The following is a 19,344-nucleotide window of genomic DNA, read 5'->3' on the forward strand; positions in this document are numbered from 1 at the left end:
GTGCCCGGTGAGTCACCCGATCAAGAACAGGTCCGATGTTGTGGCCAGCCATCGGTAGGGTGTCAAGCTATACTACGCGAGGCTTAGTATCGCGGCGATCTGTGTTGCGAACGTTGGGTTTTTGTCTGTCGGGGCCTTCCTCTAGGGCACGGATCGGCACCGGCGGGCACGGCGAAACCGGGCGTTCGCCGCGCGGCCGGAACCGGGCGCAGCGGGACCGGGAAGCCATCTCTCGGCGCCGCCGAGCCAGCGCGCCAGTCGCTTTGCGTTCAGATGGCGGTTGAGGTCGTAGGCGCGGTGGCCTCGCCGCGCGAGAAGCGCCAGATGGCGAAGCTCGGCGGCCAGACGCGACAGTATCTCCTGTCGCTGCCCCTCGGGAATGAGGCTCGGCTCGTCGGCCGCGATCGCTGCGTCGAGCGAGGCCGATGGGGGCGCGAACGGCCGCAGCAACGCCGCGAGCTGACGTCGGGCGGCGCGGTCCGCAGCGCCTCGCCGGCGCGCCGCGACGTAGCTGCGGGCGGCCGCCTCGAGCCGACGCTGCGACGCCGGGCGGTCGAAGGATGGGGTCATGCGGATGTCCTCCACGGATGTCCGCATGAGCCTGAGGTGCCTGCGCGATGGCGGGGAAAAAATTCCTGTGCGGTTTTGCCCGAAGACCAGTGTTACGGCCTGAACGGTCAATCCGGCGGCTGAGGTCGGGTGCGACAAGATAGGAATAATTTCCACAATCGATCCCGTCTGGCCTAAGAACGGGGGAGATCCCGAAACACTGGAGGCAGCGATGCAGGATCAGATCCCGGCCAGAAGCGGAGACATTTCGTCAAACAGGGGCGGCCTGCCGGGCGTCCCGGCGGTGGCGCCAATCGACTTGCAGCCCGCCCGCGACGGCGTTCCGCCGATCGACACGCGGCTCGGCTGCCGTCTGGCGCGGGAGATCGCCAGCACCTTTCTCGACGTGCCGGTCTGCGACATCGACCGGCCGACCCGGGCCATCGCGCCGATCTGCGAGGCGCGCCATGTGGCGATGTATCTCGCCCATGTGGTCTTCCAGATTCCGCTGACCGGCATGGCCGGGCCGTTCGGCCGCGACCGCACCACGATCGCCTATGCGGTGCGGCGGATCGAGGATCGGCGGGACGATGCCGAATTCGACGCGGTGATCGAACGGCTGGAGCGGCTGGGCACGGCGATCCGGGCCGCTCTCCAGCGCGGCAGCGGACGCGGAGAGGCGGCGTTCAACGACGACGAATCGCCGCTGGCGCGCCTCGCCAGGCGCAGGGGCCGGGACGGCGCGGCGTTTCTGACGGCACAGGAGGTCGAGGCCGGCGAGCGGTTGCGTGGCCATTTCACCCGTGGCCAACTGATGCCGGGCATCAGCCAGCGCTGGGACGCGCAGCCGCGCGGGCAGGGCAGCCGCGGTGGCGGGGACGTCTCGGACTCGGCGATCGACGCGCGGCGGCGGGTGGACGCGGCGATCGGCGCGGTCGGGCCGGAACTCTCCGGCGTGCTGCTCGACTTCTGCTGTTTCCTGAAGGGGCTGGAAACGATCGAGCGGGAGCGGCAATGGCCGGTTCGCTCCGCCAAGCTTCTGTTGAAGGCCGGGCTCGGCGTTCTGGCGCGGCATTACGGGCTGGATCGGCAGGCGGGCCACCGCGAGGGGCGCATTCGCCGGTGGGGGACCGCCGATTCGCGCCCGACTATCGGCGGCGCGCAAGGTGGCGGCGATCAGCCGGCGGATGGGTGAGGGATGCGGGGCCGTTGCGGTCGCGGCAGGGGCCGTCCGCGACGACGCACGTCTCAGGCGGCGGCGAGGGCCTGCCGGGCGTCGTCCTTGATCCGCGCCACCATGGAGCGCAGGCCGTTGGAGCGCTGCGGGCTGAGATGATCCTTGAGGCCCAGACGCAGGAAGGTCGCCTCGGCATCCGCTTCGAGGATCTCCGGCGCCGTCTTGCCGGAAAACAAGGCGAGCGCCACGGCGACGAGACCGCGCACGATATGGGCGTCGGAATCCCCCAGGAAGGTCAGGTGCGGCGGATTGGCCGTGTCGGATTCGCTGACCAGCCAGACCTGGCTGGCGCAGCCGCGGACCTTGCTCTCCTCGGTCTGGGAGCCTTCGGGCATCGGCGGCAGGGCGCGGCCGAGCTCGATCAGGTAACGATACCGGTCTTCCCAGTCGTCGAGATATTCGAAATCCGCCGTGATGTCTTCGATCGTCTGCATTCCGCCTCCGGTCTGGCCCGATACGGCCGTGGGACCGCTCTCGTCGCGATATAAGGTCAGCAGGCGGCGATGTCAGGCCCGGGCGGGGATGCGATCTTGGAGGAAGGGCGTCAGGCGCGCGGCGCGGGCTGCGGGATCGGCAGACGGGCCGGCGTCGCGGCGGCGGGCACGGCGGCGTCGGGACGCGGCTGGCTGGCGACCGTCCGGGTCTCCTCCAACGCCGGCATGGCGAAGGTGGTGGTGGCCGGCTTTGCGGTGCGGCCGGGCGTTGCCGGGCGGGCGAGTTCCAGAACCTGCGCCACGGCACCGGTGACGATGTCGTCCGGGCGGCTGCCGGCCGGGATCGCGCTGGCCGGAACGGGGTGCTGCGGCGCCGGCGCCTTTACGGCGGCGATGTCGGTGGTGGCCGGCTCGCCGGACTGACCCTGGATCGTGCGATAGGCGAGGGCGAAGCCGTCGCCTATCCGGTCGCCGGCGAACTGCACCAGATCGCCACCGGCCGAGCAGGCGGCGGGGGCCCGGTCGCAGAAGCCCCAGATGTCGGCGATCGCAGCCTGCGCTCCCATCATGGCGGTGAAGGGATCGATGCCGGTCGCTGCGTCGTCGCCGTCGTTCTGGCCGCTGGGCAGGAACAGCGCGACGAGGCCGAGCAGGAAGGCCGATCTGATGATGAAGCGGATCATTTCAATCCCCGAAATGGCAGAGCATGCATCCGGTCCTGGTCGACCGGTCGTTCGATAAGCGCCACCATGCCACGGCCGTTCCAAGGGGACGTTGAAACTGCGACGCGTAGTTGATTCAAATTGTCCCTTATCCACCGCCGCTATGGATCGGATGGCCGGCGAAGCGGGCATCGGGCGGCGCAAGGAAGCGTTAACCATAAGCGAAGACGGACGATGTCCGAATCTGCGCTGTGCCGGGTATCCGATGGCGACGCCAACGGGAAAAGCCGTGGTTTATGGCTTCCTTAAACCGTCGGTCGCATTATCACGGTCGACCGCCGCCGGACCTCGAATTGTCCTCGACGCCCGGCGGCCTGAATGTGAGTGCGAGTTCTTGTATGACCGAGGCGTTGGACGAGCGACAGACAGGAACACCGGCCGGTGGTGCGCTGTCTCTCATCGGCGAACGGCTCGATGTTCTCGTTCCGAACTCCGTCAGCGACGCGGGTGAGCGCCGCGTGCAGGCGCTGGCGATTGGCGGCCTCATCGGCGCCGGCCTGCTCGCCGCGATTGCATCGCCCATCCTGGCACTGCTCCAGTCCGGCATTCTCGCCGTGGCGGCGCCGCTGATCGTCGCCGGCATGGCGCTGGCGGCCGCGGCCTATCTGTCCTCCACCGGCGCCATCGACCATGCGACCTGGCTGGGCGGCACGCTCGTCGCCGGCCTGATCGGCTGGGGCGCCCTGTTCGCGCAATCCTCCTCGGCTGCCTGGCTGATCCTGCTGGCGATCCTGCCGGCCGAATTGCTGATCGCCGGCCGCCGCGGACTGGCTGCGGCGCTGGCCGGGTCGACCCTGGTCTTTGCGGCCTGCCTGCTCGCCGTCGGTCCGCCGGTCTTCACCGCCGGTCTCGACCCCGCCTCGGCGGCCCTGATCCTGTGCTACGGCGCGACGCTCGTCCTCCGGCTGGCCCGGCGTTCGACCAACTCCAATGCCGCCGCCACGACCTCGGCTGCGGCCGTCGCCGGTCCGTCGATCGACGACGCGGCCAGCCTCCTGGATGCGGCGCTGATCTCGCTCGACGCCCGCGGCATGGTGACCGCGGTGTCGCCCGCCACGCTGACCGGCATCGGGCAGGAGCGCGACACCGTGACCGGCCGCAGCCTCGTCGACCTTGTCCATGTCGGCGACCGCGTGGTCTTCCTGCAGGCGCTGGCGGATGCACGGCGCACGGCGCAGGTCGTCACGGCGGCAGCGCGCTTGCGCCGCGGCGACGGGACCTATCATCCGGCAGGGCTGCGTCTTCGCGGCTGCGCCGAGACCGGTGCCGTGCACGTGGCCGTCGCCGTCGCGGCGAACGCGGCAGGTGAATCGGCGGACCTGCAGACGGCGCTCGATGCGGCCAATCAATCGTCGGCGGCCAAGAGCCAGTTCCTGGCGGCAGTCAGCCACGAATTGCGCACGCCGCTCAACGCGATCATCGGCTTCTCTGACATTCTCGACCAGGAATTCTTCGGCGGCTTCGAGAGCGATCGCCAGAAGGAATATGTCGGGCTGATCCGCCAGTCGGGCCAGCACCTCCTGTCGGTGGTCAACAGCCTGCTCGACGTGTCCAAGATCGAGGCCGGCCGCTACGAGCTGGTGCCGGAAGCCTTCGGGCTGGGCGAGGCGATGGACCTGGCCGTCGACGTCGTGCGCGAGGAAGCGCGGCGCAAGGATCTGCGCCTCGACGTGCGGCCCGGCTGCCGTGACGAGGAGATCACCGCCGACCGGCGAGCCTGCCACCAGATCCTCCTGAACCTCCTGTCCAACGCACTGAAATTCACCGAGGTCGGCGTGGTGACGCTGGAAAGCCGGCGGGTCGGCGCGATGGTCGAATTCTCGGTCAGCGACACCGGCATCGGCATCGCCGAAAGCGATATCGAGCGCCTGGGCCGGCCCTTCGTACAGGTCTCGTCCGGCACCACGCGGCGCTACCAGGGCACCGGCCTCGGCCTGTCGCTGGTCAAGGGCCTGGCCGAACTGCACGGCGGCGACATGACGATCCGCAGCCAGCCGGGCGTCGGCACCATGGTGACGGTCCGCCTGCCGGCGGTCTATGTCGAAGGCGCCGAATCCACACCAAACCTCAAGGAAAATGTCGTAGCTCTGAGCGATGCCCGCACCCAAACGAATCTCCCCCCGCAGACCCTCGAAGCGCGCCGCTCGGCCTAGCATGGGCACGACGCTTCTGGCCCTGACCCGCCGCGGCGCGGCGGGTGTGGCGCGTGCGCTCGCACGTCGTCCGGCGCTGTCGGCGGGCCTGACCGGGTTTGCCATCCTGTTCGGCGGCGTGGCGATCAACGCCATGCACCAGCCGGGACCGCATCCGAGCCCGTTCCTGGCGACGCGCGAGCCGGGCAAGGGCGGCGGCACGCGCGTGGCCGGCAACAACCCGGCGCTGATGCCGGTGCCGCTGGTGCGCGAGGTGCAGACCGCGCTGGCCGAGGCGGGGATCTACGAGGCGCCGGTGGACGGCCGCCCGGGCCCGGCGACGGACACCGCGATCCGCACGTTCCAGAGCCGCCACGGCCTGACGACGGATGGGGCGGCGACGCCGCTGCTGCTGTCGCAGATCCGGCAGGTGACGGCGCAGGCGCCGAACCCGTCGCCGCGACCGAACGCCATCGCCAGCATCGAGGAGCGGATGCGGGGCATTCCGCAGAACGTCCCCGACAATTCCACCGACGCACCCGACGACGCCCTGCAGGCCGAGATCGGCAAGCTCAGCGACAGCGAGCTGGTGCGCCGGATCCAGGCCGGGCTGACCTCGGCGCAGGTCGCCGAACTCTCGGCCGACGGCATTCCCGGCGAGCGCACCCGCGAGGCGATCCGCACCTTCGAGGCGCTGGAAGGGCTGGAAGTCACCGGCGCGCCGGACCCGCGGATCCTGGAGCGGCTGATCGAGATCGGCGCGATCCAGTGAGCGGTCGCGCGCGCCGATGCGGATAACCAGCGAACTCCATGTCGCGCAGCTCGTGCGCCGGCTGTTTGCGGCCGGCGACTTCGCCGTGGTTGCGCGCCGCGGCGCCGATCAGGCCGGCGCGATCTTCATCGTGGCGCGGCAGCCGGGCGGAGCGTTCCAGCTGTACGGGCCGGCGCCGCAGAGCCTGAACGAGGAAAGCGGCGAGCGCCGCTTCGTTCTCGAGCCGGCGGCGGACGAGGCGGCGCTGGAAGCGCGGCTGGCCCGCGAGGCCCGCTTCGACCCGGATTTCTGGGTGGTGGAGATCGAGACCCGCGACCCCGAAGCCTTCATCGACCTCGCCACGGAATAGCGTAGCGGCCGATTGGCCTCAGCGTTTGCCGATGGAGCGTTCGACGGCCGGCGGCAGGGTGCGGCGGCCGAAGCTGCGCCGCGGCGCACCGGCGACCGGACGGATCACCAGATCGGCCGATTGCGGCTGCAGCGCCGGCGCGTCGACCATGATGCGCGCCCTTGCGAGGCCAAGGCGCGACCGGCAGTCGTCGGCGTCCAGCCCACGATAAATCGTCTTCATCGCCTCGAAGGCCGCGACATCCGCCCCGATGCGGGGCTTGACCAGCATGATCGCGGTGAGGGCATCGGTCGGGCCGGCCCGCAATAGCTTCAGCGCACGGCCAAGCCATTCGCCGCTGGCGTCGTCGGCGATCGTCGAAAGGGTCGCGGCGTCGAGGGCCAGCATGCGGCCGAGGCCGGCATAGAAGCGTTCGATGCGTCCCGCTCTGGCGTCGGCGACGAGGCCGGAGATCGAGGTGGCAAGCGGTGCCTCGGCTGCCTTGGGCGCGGCCGGTGTCGCCGGTGCACGGCCGGGGCGGGCCAGCCAGAACAGTTCGGCGCGGGCAGCTGCGGCGGCATCCGGGCGCACGAGCGCAGGGGCGGAGGGCTGGGCTGCGACGGGCGGGGTTGCCGGCTTCGCCGGGGCGTCGGGAATTGCGATGGGGGCCGAAGCGGCGGGGGCAGCGTCCGCAGCCTGGCGCTCGGCGAGAATGGCGTGGAGGGCAGCATCCGGGCGCTGGGCCAGCGCCTCCAGATGCCGGCTTTCGAGGCACGGGCTGGCGCGCAGGAACGGCGCCGCGATATCGAGCGGGGCGCAGCAAATGCGATCGACGATGCCGACGGGCAGGTTGGGCGCCGAGGCGAGGGACTGGGCGAGCGTTCGCAGGGTGTCGGCGCCGAGCTGGGGCCAGGCCGAGGCGACCAGATCGCCGAATTCGCGCAGCTGCCGTTTGCCGGGCGCGCGCTGGGTCAGGAAGCTCATGGTCGCAGCCGTCACGATGGTGTCGAATCCGCCGCGCCGGATGTCCTTTTCGAGGGAACGGTAGATGCGCGGCAGGACGTCCTTCATGGGGCTCCCGTATGGTTGACCTTTGGTTTCGCCGGGTGGAAGGATTAGCTAAGAAACATTAGCAAGCTGTTAACTGTCGTAGGGTCTGCTGCCCTGCGGACGGCGCGAATGACGAACGCGCCGGTATCAGGATCATCCGGATCGGGATCGATGCGCGATGGTCAGCCCCCGGGTCGACAGCGCCAGATACTGGATGTTGCCGTGCTCCATTGGACGAGGAATCGTACCATGGCAGTCATTGTGAACCTGAACAGCAAGTCGGACAGATATCAGCGGGCGCGGCCGGTCGTGCCGGGCGGCCGCGCGACGGCGCAGATCATTCTCCTGCCCTGCGTGCGCCGGGAAGCGATTCCGGAGCGGGCCGGCAAGCGCGCCGTGGTGATGAAGCGGCAGGCCTGATCGCAGCGGTTCGGCGTCGGTCGATCACCTTGAACCAGCGTGCGGAGCAGAGCGGGCCGTCCCATGCGGCGTCCCCGGGTGAGGGAGACGGCGATCAGCCGTCGCGGCTGGCGGTCGGCTGATTGGCGGTGACCGGTCCGAGCGGGCGGCAGGCCAGCGAACCGATGAACTCCTCGACGGCGGGGCGCTTGCTCTCCTCGTCCACCAGCACGCGGATGGTCATGTAGCCTTCGCTGAGATCGACCTCGACCGGGATGGTCGTGTCGTCGCCGCTGTCGATGTCGGCATTGGCGTCAACGATCTGTTCGCGGGTGCCGACCAGAAGGTCGAAGATGCCGTCGACGGCGGAGCGATCGTTGATGCTGTAGAGATTGTCGCCGCTGCGATCGTAGATCGAGGCCGACCAGAAGGTGGTCGGGCCATAGCTGGCAATCATCCGCACCGGGCCGTCGGCGAGCGAGAAGCGGCAGCTGGCATTGACGAAGGCGGGATCGACGAAGGCGAAGTCGTGGCGATCGGAGCCGGGCATCGGGGCGATGGTGTCGGGTCCGGCGCTGCGCAGCGCCTCGACGCGGACAGTCTCATTGAGCGGTCCGAGCCTGGCGAAGCGGCCCCAGGCATTGTTCTCGGCCAGATGCGGCATGGCGAAGATCACCACGATATGCACTAGCGCGGCGCCGATGAGGCCGACGACGATGGCGTAGAGCAGCCTAGCGATCATAGCAGGTCTCGAGGGTGATGCTGGGCAGAGCGAGGCTATCGACGCCCGTGGAGGCGCTGGCCGGCGTGTCGTAGAGCGCCAAAGCGAGGGTGAAGGGACCGGTGCCTGAGGTCGCCAGCCAGTTGCCCGAGCGGGCCGAGGGGCCGAGGGCAATGGCGAAGGAATTGTCTTCCTCGCGCATCAGGTTGTTGGAGGTGAGCCAGCCATTGCGCCCGGCCGCCGGCGCGATGAGCCGGCCTTCCGGGGTGAAGGGCACCAGGGTCCAGATGCGGGCCGGCGGCGTCTGGCCGACAAGGCGGTAATTGCACTGGCGGCGCAGCGCATTGCCGGCGCCGTCCTGGTCGGCGGTGAAGAGGATGCCTTCGCCGATGCCCAGCGTGAGATTGCCGAGGCGGGCGAGCCGGGCCTTGGAATAGGGATCGGCGTCGGGCGCGCCGGCAAAGGGATTGGCCTGCCATGGGCCGACCGACACGGTGCCGATCTCGGTCGACCGTTTCAGCGCCCAGTCGGCGGACCAGCCGCCGAGGCCGAGGGCGATCGACAGGGCAATGAGGACGAGAAGCGCAAGACGCATGGGCGGTCAGATCCGGAAAGGCCGATGGCGGTCTAGCGCTGCGTCGCGGCGGGGGGGCCGGACGCGCTGGCGGCGGCGAGCTGCTCGGGTTCGAGCGGCGGCAGGGCTTCGAGCCGCTCGACGATGTCGTCTAGAACCGCCTGGGCGGCGCGCGACAGCATCTGCGGCCCCTCGGGCGGCGGCGCCTCGCCGTCGCTGGTGGCGACCTCGCGCTTTTCTGCCGGGAAGGGATCGTCGATGAACGGGATCGGCTTCAGCTCGATGTTCTTGTGGGCCGTCTCCATGAAACGCTGCCAGGTCATGGCCGGGAGCGAGCCGCCGGTGAGGTTGCGGGTCGGGCGGAAGCTGTCGTTGCCGTACCAGACGGCGGCGGTGAAATTGCCGGTGTAGCCGACGAACCAGCCGTCGCGGTAGCTCTGGGTGGTGCCGGTCTTGCCGGCGACGCGGGTCATGGAAAGCTGGGAGCGGCGCGCGGTGCCGCGCTCGGAGACGGCGACGAGCATCTCGTTCATGGATTTGGTCGCGTCCTCGGTGAGGATGCGCTTGCGTGGCGGCATGTCGCGCCGGGCATCCCAGATCGTCTGGCCGGAGGCGTCCATCAGCTGCATGATGGCGTGGCGGTGGGAATCCATGCCGCCATTGACGAAGACGCCATAAGCGGTTGCCTGGTCGAGGACGGTGACCTCGCTGGTGCCCAGCGCCATGGTCTTGTCGCCGCGCAGCGGGGATTCGACACCCATTTCCCTGGCCAGCGCCGTGACATTGTCCATGCCGACCTTCTGGCTGAGCTTGACGGCGGGCACGTTGAGCGAGCGGGCCAGCGCATTGGCCAGCGTGACCCGGCCGGAAAAGGAGCGGCCGTAATTCTGCGGCGACCAGCGGCCGATGGTGATCGGGCTGTCGACGATGGTGTCGGACGGGGTCATGCCGGCCTGCATGGCGGCGGCGTAGACGAAGACCTTGAAGGAGGAGCCCGGCTGGCGCAGCGCGTTGGTGGCGCGGTTGAACTGGGAGACGCCGTAGTCGCGACCGCCGACGATGGCGCGCACGCCGCCATCCTCGCCGATGACGACCATGGCGCCCTGCTCGACGTCGTAATTCGTGCCGAACTGGCGCAGATGATACTCGACCGATTCATCGGCGAGCTGCTGCAGCCGCATGTCGATGGTGGTGCGGGCCAGGAAGCTGCGCTGCTTGAGGCCGGCCTCTCGGGCGAGGCGCTGCACCTCCTCGAAGGCAAAGTCGAGGAAATAGTCCGGCGACTGGGTGGAGGAGCGGTCGACGGCGACGGCCGGCTGGCGGCGGGAGGCGACGACCTGGCCCTCGGTGACGAAATTGGCCTGGACCATGTTGGTCAGGACCTCGTTGGCGCGGGCCCGCGCCGCCGGCAGGTTGATGTGCGGCGCGTAACGGGCCGGGGCCTTGAACAGGCCGGCCAGCATGGCCGACTCGGCCATGGAGATATCGCGGATGTTCTTGTCGAAGTAGAATTCCGCCGCGGCGGCCGCGCCGAAGGTGCCGCCGCCCATATAGGCGCGGTCGAGATACATGGCGAGGATCTCGCGCTTGGTCAGATGCGACTCCAGCCAGATCGAGATGAAGGCTTCCTTGATCTTGCGATCGATGGTCCGCTCGTTGGACAGGAACAGGTTCTTGGCAAGCTGCTGGGTGAGGGTGGAGCCGCCCTGGACGACGCCGCCGGCGCGGGCGTTCTCGGACATGGCGCGGGCGAGGCCGAAGAAGTCGATGCCCCAATGCTCGAAGAAGCGCCGGTCCTCGGTGGCCAGCACCGCCTTGATGAAGGAATCCGGCATCTCGTCGATGGGCACGGCGGCGGCCCGCAGCACGCCGCGGCGGCCGATCTCGTCGCCATGACGGTCGAGGAACTGGACGGAATAGTCGGTTTCCTGGGGCAGGCCCTTCGCCGTCACCTTCATCGCCGGCTGGGCCAGCGCCAGCAGCAGCACGAAGCCGGCGAGCCCGAGGGTCAGGCCTTCGCCCATGACCTCGAACAGGAAGCGGTTGAAGCCGCGCACGCGGAACTTGCGGGAGAACACGGTGACGCCTTCCCACCACGCCGCGAAGGCATGGAAGGAGCGCCAAAGGCTGGAGTCGATCCAGGCGTCGATCTCGATCAGTCGCGAGGGCTGCCTGCGCCGCCGGCGTTTTTCGGGAGTTTCGTCCAAGGTCAACCTGTCAGTCTCGGCCGGACCCCGCGCCCGCGACGCATCTGCGGCCGCGACGCGACGTCCCTTCATCAGGAAGTGCTTGTACCCTATACGTCGAGATCATGAAAAAGTCGCGAGGAAGTGCAGACATTTCAACCATGCGTGATTCCGGCAACAAGCCCTTCTGGCAGGCCAAGAGCCTCGAGGAGATGACCCCCCACGAGTGGGAGTCGCTCTGCGACGGCTGCGGGCGCTGCTGTCTCAACAAGCTGGAGGATTGGGACACGGGCGAGATCGCCTGGACCAATGTCGGCTGCCAGCTTCTGGACGGCGAGAGCTGCCGCTGCCGCGACTACGACAACCGGCAGGCGACGGTGCCCGACTGCGTGTCGCTGGACGTGGCGACGGTGCGCTCGATCGGCTGGCTGCCGCCGAGCTGCGCCTACCGGCTGGTGGCGGAGGGGAGCGATCTCTACTGGTGGCACCATCTGGTCTCGGGCGATCCCGACACGGTGCACCAGGCCGGCGTCTCGGTGCGCGGCCGCACGGTCAGCGAGGCCGGCATGGCGCTGGAGGATTACGAGGACCATCTGGCGGCCTGGCCGGGCGAGAACCCGATGGATGATGCGGCTTAGGGGGGGCGGGCGCGGCCAAGCGCTTGCTCCTGACTTCGTCGTTTGCCGCTATGCCGAGGGCGTTGCGATCCACGCCAACAGCATCGAAGACGTGTTCGGCATCTTTAAGCGCGGCATGAAATGCGTCTATCACCACTGCGGTGAGGCCCATCTGCACCGCTATCTTGCGGAATTCGACTTCCGCTACAACAACCGCACCCGTCTTGGTGTGGCCAATGTAGAGCGCGGCGACCGCGCCGCTGCAGGCATTGGAGGCAAACGCCTGACCTATCGGCGGATTGGTAAAGCCGCGCACGCTTAAGCAGAAGGCGCGATGCTTCCTGCGGCAGAGGAAGAAGCAGGCATAGACTGCTTCTTCCGAGCCTTGATAACCCCTGTCAGGGCCTTATCTCGGCACACGCTTATTGCAAAAATCACCAAGCATACAACAGCCAGCATAAAGCTTCCGGGTAGGATGAGAAGAGTAGCAATTTCGCCACCCGTCAGCGGTTCCAGCCGATCTGCATTAACATTTCCCATGACATCAGAGAAAGCCGGGACTAGGCCTATAGCTGCCCCGAGGCCGACGAAACCTATCGATCCGATCACACCTGTTTCTGGACGAGATAACTGATCTAGCTCTTGATCAAGAATCATGTGCCAATCCACAGCATCTGGCATTGTAAATCTTTGCGCAGGAGCCTCCATTATCGGCCGACTAGGGCCGTGGATTTCGGACCCCTTAATGACGCCCGTTCCCGTCTCGCCAGCGTCAGACATTCGCCATCTCGGTGCCGTCCTTGCCGACCGTAGCTGGGTCGCGAACAGACCGAATGGCCTCGAATGTCTGTTCAATGATGTCTCTGCCGCCGGCTCCCATGCCGTGATAAATGCCCCTCATGAAGGAGATGGTATCCGAGGCTGCCCCCGCGAATTCAAATGCGCTGTCATAGAACTGACAACTCACCATTGAGGGTGGGACGCCGCCGCTGTACCGCATGCGCGAATTGCGAAACACGCAGCCCTCAAAACTGGCGCCGTCAAGGTCTACCAGCGTGCTTTCGAAAGTCGAATTTTTATACCGTATCAAAACCGCCCCCGCATTTTCGGGGAGGGTAGCGCGCCAGATGGCTGCCTTCTACTCCTGTTTCGGAGAAGGCCTCTGCTCGCCTTCCTTCTCCTTCTTTCCGCCCTTAGGCTGGGGAGGCGTCTCTAGGAGGCGTTTCAGAACCTCGTCTCGCTTCTGATCGCCGGAGCCCGCCATGATCCTCTTCCCCGAGTTCGAGCTTATCGGGAAGGTCACCACCTCTTGGAATGAGGTCGATAACGTTTGGCACCAGATTTACCTGCAGCTAATGGCGGATACACCCCAGGAGAAGGCGAACGCCATTTTTAAGATATTCGTCACAGGCCAAGCCCAGCGCGACTTGGTGATGAAAGTGGCCGGCGTCTCGCTAAGCGGCCACACGGACACTTTGAGAGAGTTGGGCCGGCTTCAAGCCAAAACGAACGACGTGTCGAGCCATCGGAATAGCGTCGTGCACGGCCGTATCGGAATATCCCTGAACGATGGCGGAAGCGAAGTCACCGTCATTCGCGGGGACAACCTTGGCAAGCCGAACCGGCTGTCTGGCAAGCCGCTGCAGCCGGAACTCCTACGCATAATCCAAGAGATTAGCGACCTACTGAGCGCGTTGTGGAGCTTTATCAGGAAGCTCAAAGGGATCGCATTTGCCGAGCGAGAGCGAGAGTAGTTCTCTCGCGAACTCCTCATAAATCACGGAGACGGTCGTTAGCCCGCCGATCATCGCCTCAGCGTATCGGGCGCCGGCCTCGACCATCTCTTCAGTCACTTCGCTTTCGGGCCTTTCACGCACTTCCGTCAAAGCGAATCAGTCCTGTTTTGGCACGTATATAATTAGGAAAAAAGTCCTTGACGGCGTGACGGTGGTCGTGTAGGGTTCAGATACAGTCGAGATATTGCGGGCGGCGGGGTTTGACCCCGGCGCCCTTTTTGGTGGCCGGTATCGTCGGCGACGGGCTCGGGGGCAGGCGCGGCATGGCGGAGCTGTTGTCGGAGCGCCTGTTCGTGCTGCTGCGGCGCGAGGTCGAGACGCTGCAGGCCGAGCTCTCGGACAATATTCCTTTATCGCGGGCGGCCGGTGCGGCGCGGGCCAATGCGGCCAGGGCGGCGACCGCCAACGGGGTTAAGCGGCGGGCGCCGGCGAAGGCTGGCGGTGAGACCGCGCCGGCGCCGCGTCGGGCGAGCGCCAAGGAGCGGGTGGAGAGCATCGGCCAGGCGGCGCGCACCCTGGAAAAGCTTCTGGAACTGAAGCGGCTGGAACGGCTGGCGGTGGAAGGCGGCGACGCGGACGCGGCGGAGACGGCCCGACTGCGCGCGGAGTTTCTGTCGCGGCTGCGCAGCCTCGATGCGCGGCGGCGCGAGGGCGCAACCCTGTTCGATGCTGACGGTGCCTATGCGGGCGATCCGCGACCGGCGGATGACCGGCCGGCGGGGCCGTCCGCGGCGACGGATGGCGCATGACCGGCGGGCGGCGGGCTGGCGCGACGGGAGAGGGCGGCGGCGGCGAAGGCGCTGATGGCGGGGCGGACTGGACGGATACGGGCTCGGGCGCAGCGGCCGGGATTGACGGGAATGAGGCGTCGGCCGGCGATGGTGGCGCTGGCGCTGCGGGCGGGGGTGGAAGCGGTTCGGAGGTTGGAGCCGGGGGTGCAGCGGACGACGCGGCGCTGCCGCTGCTGTCGGAGGCGGAATATCAGGCGGAAGGGGCCGAGTTGTCGGGCGAGTATCCGGGACCGGTGCTGGCGAGCGCTTCGCCGCATTGGATACAGCTGGCGCGGCGTTCGCAATTGCCGCCGCCGGGCCATTGGCGGCAATGGCTGCTGATCGGCGGGCGCGGCTCGGGCAAGACCCGGGCCGGCGCCGAATGGGTGCGGGCGATGGCGGCGGGGGCGCCGCCGATCGCCGCGCGGCCGCATGGCCGTATCGCGCTGATCGCCGAAACCCTGGGGGATGCGCGCGAGGTGATGATCGCCGGCGAAAGCGGGATCGTGGCGGCCTCGGTGGAGGGGCGGCCGGTCTATGAGGTGAGCCGGCGACGGCTGGTGTTTCCGAACGGGGCGATCGCGCAGGTGTTCTCGTCGGAGGACCCTGACGCGCTGCGCGGCTACCAGTTCGATGCGGCCTGGGGCGACGAGTTCGCCAAATGGGTGCATGGCGAAGCGTGTTTCGACAATCTGCAGTTCGGTCTGCGCCTGGGGGTGCGGCCGCGGGCGCTGTTCACCACGACGCCGCGGCCGATCCCGCTGTTGAAACAGTTGATGGCGGATGCCGGGACGGCATCGACGCATATGCGCACGGCGGAGAACGCGGCGAATCTGGCGCCGGGATTCCTGGCGGCGATGGAGGCCCGCTATGGCGGATCGCGGCTCGGCCGGCAGGAATTGGAAGGGCTGATGCTGGAGGCGCGCGAGGACGCGCTGTTCGACGTGGCGGCGATCGACGCGGCGCGGGTGCGCGTTGCGCCGGAGCTGCGGCGGGTGGTGGTGGCGGTGGATCCGCCGGCCACGGCAACGACGCGTTCGGACGCCTGCGGTATCATTGCGGCGGGCCATGCGGCCGACGGCACGATCTATGTGCTGGCCGATGCGAGCCGGCGCGGGGCCAAGCCGCATCAATGGGCGGGCGCCGCCGTGGCGCTGTTCGAGCGGCTGGAAGCGGACCGGATCGTCGCCGAGGTGAACCAGGGCGGCGACATGGTGGAGGCGGTGATCCGCGCCTGTGCGCCGAGCGTGCCGTTCCGCGCCGTGCGGGCGTCGCGGGGCAAATGGCTGCGGGCCGAGCCGGTGGCGGCGCTCTACGAGCAGGGCCGGGTGCGCCATGCGGGGCGGTTTCCCGAACTGGAAGACGAGATGGCCGATTTCGGCCCGGACGGCCTGAGCGGCGGGCGCTCGCCCGACCGGCTGGACGCGCTGGTCTGGGCGGTGACGGCGCTGACCGGGCCGGTGCGCGACCCGCGGGTGCGCGGGCTTTGAGGCTTGAACGGCGTCGGTAGATGTCACCGGGAGGGAGGCAGTGTTGCTTTGACCGTTGCCTGTCCATACATTGTCAATACGGCTGCGAGCAGGCCTGATGGCCGTCGCCGACGCCGCACGACGTCTTTACCGAATGGGTCATGAGGACCGGGAATGACTGCCTCGAAGAAAGAGAACAATCTCAACGTTCGGATCAAGAGCGACGAACTGGCCTTGATCAAGCGCGCGGCGGAGGCGTGCGGCAAGAGCCTGTCGAGTTTCGTCATCGAGGCCGCGACGTCCAGTGCGCAGAAGGAACTCATGGACCAGCGGTTCCTGCATCTCGACGCGGCGCTCTTCGACTCGATCGCGGAGACGATTTCCCAGCCGGCGAAGGTACATCCGGAACTGGCCTCCCTGCTTCGGAGCGGTAGCCAGTGGGCGACTTCCGAGCATTAGGGCTCTTCGCCCCAGAGCCACTGACCGACAGCCACGACTTTTCGGATTTTAGATGCGGAAAGCCGAGCCTGGACGAATGGCTGTCGGACATGGCGCTGCATAATCAGAGCGCGAACTACACGCGGACCTTTGTGGTGCGCGACGCGAACATGCATGTGCGGGCCTATTACGCGCTGTGTGCGGGGATGATCCTGCGCAAGGATGTGCCGCGTTCGCAGCGGCCGCACGGCACACCGGTGGAGATTCCGATCGCGCTTCTCGCCCGGCTGGCGGTGCATGAGGATCTCCACGGACACGGGATCGGGAAGGCGCTGCTGGCCAATGCGCTGCGCAATGCCGCTTCGGCGTCGCAGGCGGTGGCGTTTCGCGCGGTCGTGGTGGACGCGCTCGACGAAGAGGCCGCGCAATTCTACCGGAATCTGGGGTTTCAGCCGACCAAGATCAGTCCGTTGAAGCTGATCCTGCCCACGCAGGATATCCTGGCGTCGATGGCCGATTGAAGGCGGGCGAAGCGTCGCCCCTATCCGAGTTCTGTGACCCCGCTCCGGCGGGGTTTTTGTTGTCAGCATGACGCCTGGCGCGCCGTGATCGACGCTGCGGAGACCATCATGAGCTTGAAGACGAGGATCGCCGACTGGCTCGGCGGCGGGAGTGGTGCGCGTGCGGCGGCTCCGGGGGAGCGCAAGGGCGTGGGGTCTGCCGGCGGGGCGCTGGTGTTTTCCGGCGGCGGCGATCCGGGCGGGTGGAGCGAGCGCGGCTATGAGGGGCTGGCGCGGGCGGGCTTCATGCAGAACCCGGTGGTCTATCGCTCGGTCCGGCTGATCGCCGAGACCGCGGCGGCGATCCCGATGCTGCTCTACGAGGGCAGCCGGGAGATCACGGCGCATCCGATCCTCGACCTCCTGCGCCGGCCGAACCTGGCGAGCGACGGCCAGAGCCTGACCGAGACCCTGTGCGGGCATCTGCTCCTGTCGGGCAACGCCTATCTGGAGGCGACCGGCATCGACGGCGAGATCCGGGCGCTGCATGCGCTGCGACCGGACCGGGTGCGGATCGTCGAGGGCAGCGACGGCTGGCCGGAGGCCTATGAATATCGCGCCGGCCACGCGGTGCGCCGGATCGCCGCCGAGGGGAATGGCGAGCGGCCGGCGACGCTCCTGCACGTGCGGCTGTTCCATCCGCTGGCCGAAACGGCGGGCTATTCGCCGCTGGCGGCAGCGCAGACGGCGCTCGATTTGCACAATGCGGCGTCGCGCTGGAACAAGGCGCTGCTCGACAATTCGGCCCGGCCGTCCGGGGCGTTGGTCTATCAGCCGGCCGATGGCGGCAATCTGGCGCCCGAGCAGTTCGACCGGCTGAAGGCCGAGCTCGAAAGCGGTTATGCCGGGGCGGCGCGGGCCGGGCGGCCGATGTTGCTGGAAGGCGGGCTCGACTGGAAGGCGATGGCGCTATCGCCCAAGGACATGGATTTCATCGAGGCGCGCAACGGCGCGGCGCGGGACATCGCGCTGGCCTTCGGCGTGCCGCCGATGCTGCTGGGGATCCCCGGCGACCTGACCTATGCGAATTACGCCGAGGCCAACCGCGCCTTCTTCCGCCTGACGGTGCTGCCGCTGGCGGGCCGCCTGGCCGGGGCGATCGGCGACTGGCTGGGCGGCCATTTCGGCGCGCCCGACCTGCGACTGGCGCAGGATCTCGATCGGGTCGAGGGGCTGAGCGCCGAACGCGAGGCGCTGTGGGCGCGGGTCGGGACGGCAGACTTCCTGTCGCGCTCGGAAAAGCGCGAGGCGGTGGGGTACGGCGCCGAGGGGTGAGGCGTCCCGGCGCAATCGCGATGCTTGGTTAAGACCTTGCTAACCACCGGGCGAGGTAAGCCCGTGGAAACCATGCGGCCATCCTTCTCGTGCCTGTCTGTAGCTGCAGTGTCGCGGCTTCGATGAATGCGAGAGGAGCCCGCCGTGAAAGACGACGATGGCGCCATTGGCTGCGCCAGGGCCGGGCTGATCCTGCTGCTCGTGTGCCTGCTGTTCTGGGGCGCCGTGTTGTGGTGGATCGCCTGATCGCGCCCGACTGCTGACGGGGCGTGCGCGGTTTTCCCGCGCGGGCCGCCAGCCGGATGGGCGCTGCCGCTGCGGGGGAAGCCGGCTACCGGCGGCTCGGGAAGCGCCCGAGGCGTCTTCTGCAATCGACAGACATGACATGTGCCGGGGTCCGTGAGAGCGGGCCGGCCGGCGCGCGACCGTTTCATGGAGGTGCCGATGAACGTCGAACCCGTGTCCGTTCTGGCGCTCTGGGCGTCGAAAATTCTCGGCGCGGTGGCCGGGTCGGCCATCTCGGTCGCCTATCTGCTGCCGAAGGGCCGGCGCGAGGCGGCGTCGCGCTTCCTGATCGGCATGGTGACCGGCGTGGTGTTCGGTCCGCCGGCCGGGCTGATGCTGGCCGAGCATCTCGACCTCGGCCAGACGCTGAGCGCCCTGGAGCTGGCGCTGATGGGGTCGGCCTCGGCGAGCCTGTTCGCCTGGTGGGCGCTGGGCGTGCTGTCGCGCTTTGCAGACGGGCTGTTCCGCGGCGGCGAGAACCGGCCGTGGAGGAAGCGATGACCGGCGGGCTGCGCGCCCGCACGGGGCCCGGCGTGACCGACGACGGGTCGATCCGCGGCTATGCGGCGATCTTCGGCGAGACCGATCTCGCCGGCGACATCATCGAGCCGGGCGCCTTTGCCGCCTCGGTCCTGCGCCGGGGCATGGCCGGTATCCGTATGCTCTGGCAGCACGATCCCGGCCGGCCCGTGGGACGCTGGCACCATGTGCGCGAGGATCGCACCGGCCTCTATGTCGAGGGCGCCCTGGCGTTGGCGACGGCGGCCGGGCGCGAGGCGGCCGGGCTGATCGCTGCGGGGGCGCTGGACGGCCTGTCCATCGGCTTTCGCACCAGACTGGCGCGCCGCGGCGTCGGCACGGCCCGGCGGCGGCTGGTGACCATCGATCTGTGGGAGGTCTCGTTGGTGACCTTCCCGATGCAGGAGCGGGCACGCCTGTTGGCCGGCGTGGCCAGCACGGCGGGTCATGCCGCCCCGCGGCGCGCCCGGGCCGCGACCGGCTTTGCGGCCTGACATCTGAACTCTTCTGA

Annotated in this window: 22 protein-coding genes and 1 pseudogene; 15 read left to right on the top strand and 8 right to left on the bottom strand. The window is 68.3% G+C overall.

Annotation, left to right across the window (positions count from 1 at the left end; genetic code table 11):
- Positions 1-141 precede the first annotated feature (141 nt).
- Positions 142-570, bottom strand: coding sequence for a hypothetical protein (locus SI859A1_RS05630; protein WP_148233751.1), 429 nt, complete (start codon positions 568-570; stop codon positions 142-144).
- 283 nt (positions 571-853) lie between these two features.
- Here SI859A1_RS05630 and SI859A1_RS20200 point away from each other — a divergent pair, with 283 nt between their 5' ends.
- On the top strand, positions 854-1,744 hold the full coding sequence (locus SI859A1_RS20200) for a DUF6456 domain-containing protein (RefSeq protein ID WP_161600107.1): 891 nt from the start codon (positions 854-856) through the stop codon (positions 1,742-1,744).
- A 53-nt stretch (positions 1,745-1,797) separates the two neighbouring features.
- Here the strand turns inward: SI859A1_RS20200 and SI859A1_RS05640 are convergent, their stop codons facing one another.
- Together SI859A1_RS05640 and SI859A1_RS20205 are read right to left on the bottom strand one after the other, a co-directional pair.
- A complete protein-coding gene (locus tag SI859A1_RS05640) occupies positions 1,798-2,220 on the bottom strand; it encodes a SufE family protein (protein ID WP_009208881.1) in 423 nt (140 codons plus the stop codon).
- A 110-nt stretch (positions 2,221-2,330) separates the two neighbouring features.
- Entirely contained in the window at positions 2,331-2,903 is a 573-nt protein-coding gene (locus SI859A1_RS20205; protein WP_050767449.1) for a DUF5330 domain-containing protein, read from the bottom strand.
- Positions 2,904-3,280: 377 nt separating this feature from the next.
- Here SI859A1_RS20205 and SI859A1_RS05650 point away from each other — a divergent pair, with 377 nt between their 5' ends.
- From SI859A1_RS05650 to SI859A1_RS05660, 3 genes are read left to right on the top strand one after another with little or no spacing between them, the layout of a single operon-like run.
- Positions 3,281-5,095 carry a sensor histidine kinase gene (locus tag SI859A1_RS05650; protein WP_050767450.1) on the top strand — a complete coding sequence of 605 codons (1,815 nt, stop codon included), beginning with the start codon at positions 3,281-3,283 and terminating at the stop codon, positions 5,093-5,095.
- Position 5,096: 1 nt separating this feature from the next.
- Complete coding sequence (locus SI859A1_RS05655) at positions 5,097-5,846, top strand: peptidoglycan-binding domain-containing protein (RefSeq protein WP_009208884.1); 750 nt, start codon at positions 5,097-5,099, stop codon at positions 5,844-5,846.
- A gap of 16 nt (positions 5,847-5,862) precedes the next feature.
- Positions 5,863-6,195 (top strand): DUF1491 family protein, encoded by a 333-nt coding sequence (locus SI859A1_RS05660; protein ID WP_009208885.1) that lies wholly within the window; start codon positions 5,863-5,865, stop codon positions 6,193-6,195.
- A gap of 18 nt (positions 6,196-6,213) precedes the next feature.
- Here SI859A1_RS05660 and SI859A1_RS05665 read toward each other — a convergent pair whose 3' ends face one another.
- Positions 6,214-7,245 carry a hypothetical protein gene (locus SI859A1_RS05665; protein ID WP_009208886.1) on the bottom strand — a complete coding sequence of 344 codons (1,032 nt, stop codon included), beginning with the start codon at positions 7,243-7,245 and terminating at the stop codon, positions 6,214-6,216.
- Positions 7,246-7,473: 228 nt separating this feature from the next.
- Between SI859A1_RS05665 and SI859A1_RS21595 the strand changes: the two genes are divergently transcribed.
- On the top strand, positions 7,474-7,644 hold the full coding sequence (locus SI859A1_RS21595; protein ID WP_154653359.1) for a hypothetical protein: 171 nt from the start codon (positions 7,474-7,476) through the stop codon (positions 7,642-7,644).
- Positions 7,645-7,738: 94 nt separating this feature from the next.
- Here the strand turns inward: SI859A1_RS21595 and SI859A1_RS05670 are convergent, their stop codons facing one another.
- From SI859A1_RS05670 to SI859A1_RS05680, 3 genes are read right to left on the bottom strand one after another with little or no spacing between them, the layout of a single operon-like run.
- Entirely contained in the window at positions 7,739-8,365 is a 627-nt protein-coding gene (locus SI859A1_RS05670) for a DUF1254 domain-containing protein (protein ID WP_009208888.1), read from the bottom strand.
- Entirely contained in the window at positions 8,355-8,939 is a 585-nt protein-coding gene (locus tag SI859A1_RS05675) for a DUF1214 domain-containing protein (RefSeq protein ID WP_009208889.1), read from the bottom strand. The genes SI859A1_RS05670 and SI859A1_RS05675 overlap by 11 nt, the downstream gene beginning before the upstream one ends.
- Before the next feature lie 32 nt (positions 8,940-8,971).
- Positions 8,972-11,125 carry a transglycosylase domain-containing protein gene (locus SI859A1_RS05680; protein ID WP_244400918.1) on the bottom strand — a complete coding sequence of 718 codons (2,154 nt, stop codon included), beginning with the start codon at positions 11,123-11,125 and terminating at the stop codon, positions 8,972-8,974.
- Positions 11,126-11,265: 140 nt separating this feature from the next.
- Between SI859A1_RS05680 and SI859A1_RS05685 the strand changes: the two genes are divergently transcribed.
- Together SI859A1_RS05685 and SI859A1_RS05690 are read left to right on the top strand one after the other, a co-directional pair.
- Positions 11,266-11,742 (top strand): YcgN family cysteine cluster protein, encoded by a 477-nt coding sequence (locus SI859A1_RS05685; protein ID WP_024348740.1) that lies wholly within the window; start codon positions 11,266-11,268, stop codon positions 11,740-11,742.
- A gap of 61 nt (positions 11,743-11,803) precedes the next feature.
- Positions 11,804-12,043: pseudogene (locus SI859A1_RS05690) on the top strand (transposase); the annotation flags it as partial.
- On the opposite strand, the gene SI859A1_RS21340 reads toward SI859A1_RS05690, so the two are convergent.
- Entirely contained in the window at positions 12,040-12,402 is a 363-nt protein-coding gene (locus SI859A1_RS21340) for a hypothetical protein (RefSeq protein WP_161600108.1), read from the bottom strand. The pseudogene SI859A1_RS05690 and the gene SI859A1_RS21340 overlap by 4 nt on opposite strands.
- Before the next feature lie 581 nt (positions 12,403-12,983).
- On the opposite strand from SI859A1_RS21340, the gene SI859A1_RS05700 reads away from it, so the two are divergent.
- The 8 genes from SI859A1_RS05700 to SI859A1_RS05740 all read left to right on the top strand — a co-directional run bounded on the left by SI859A1_RS05700 (position 12,984) and on the right by SI859A1_RS05740 (position 19,327).
- Positions 12,984-13,475 carry a hypothetical protein gene (locus tag SI859A1_RS05700; RefSeq protein WP_009208894.1) on the top strand — a complete coding sequence of 164 codons (492 nt, stop codon included), beginning with the start codon at positions 12,984-12,986 and terminating at the stop codon, positions 13,473-13,475.
- A 305-nt stretch (positions 13,476-13,780) separates the two neighbouring features.
- On the top strand, positions 13,781-14,266 hold the full coding sequence (locus SI859A1_RS05705; RefSeq protein ID WP_148233754.1) for a hypothetical protein: 486 nt from the start codon (positions 13,781-13,783) through the stop codon (positions 14,264-14,266).
- Positions 14,263-15,777, top strand: coding sequence for a DNA-packaging protein (locus SI859A1_RS05715; protein WP_081451335.1), 1,515 nt, complete (start codon positions 14,263-14,265; stop codon positions 15,775-15,777). The genes SI859A1_RS05705 and SI859A1_RS05715 overlap by 4 nt, the downstream gene beginning before the upstream one ends.
- Before the next feature lie 153 nt (positions 15,778-15,930).
- Complete coding sequence (locus SI859A1_RS20210; protein ID WP_050767451.1) at positions 15,931-16,215, top strand: type II toxin-antitoxin system TacA family antitoxin; 285 nt, start codon at positions 15,931-15,933, stop codon at positions 16,213-16,215.
- Complete coding sequence (locus SI859A1_RS05725) at positions 16,194-16,715, top strand: GNAT family N-acetyltransferase (protein ID WP_009208897.1); 522 nt, start codon at positions 16,194-16,196, stop codon at positions 16,713-16,715. Before SI859A1_RS20210 ends, SI859A1_RS05725 begins: the two co-directional genes overlap by 22 nt.
- Before the next feature lie 108 nt (positions 16,716-16,823).
- The gene (locus tag SI859A1_RS05730; RefSeq protein ID WP_040326331.1) at positions 16,824-18,029 is read left to right on the top strand and encodes a phage portal protein; all 1,206 of its coding nucleotides are present in this window, start codon (positions 16,824-16,826) and stop codon (positions 18,027-18,029) included.
- Positions 18,030-18,473: 444 nt separating this feature from the next.
- Entirely contained in the window at positions 18,474-18,815 is a 342-nt protein-coding gene (locus tag SI859A1_RS05735; RefSeq protein ID WP_040326332.1) for a DUF6107 family protein, read from the top strand.
- Positions 18,812-19,327 (top strand): HK97 family phage prohead protease, encoded by a 516-nt coding sequence (locus tag SI859A1_RS05740; protein ID WP_081451336.1) that lies wholly within the window; start codon positions 18,812-18,814, stop codon positions 19,325-19,327. Before SI859A1_RS05735 ends, SI859A1_RS05740 begins: the two co-directional genes overlap by 4 nt.
- Positions 19,328-19,344: the final 17 nt, after the last annotated feature.

Source organism: Aurantimonas manganoxydans SI85-9A1 (assembly GCF_000153465.1).
Lineage (GTDB): Bacteria > Pseudomonadota > Alphaproteobacteria > Rhizobiales > Rhizobiaceae > Aurantimonas > Aurantimonas manganoxydans.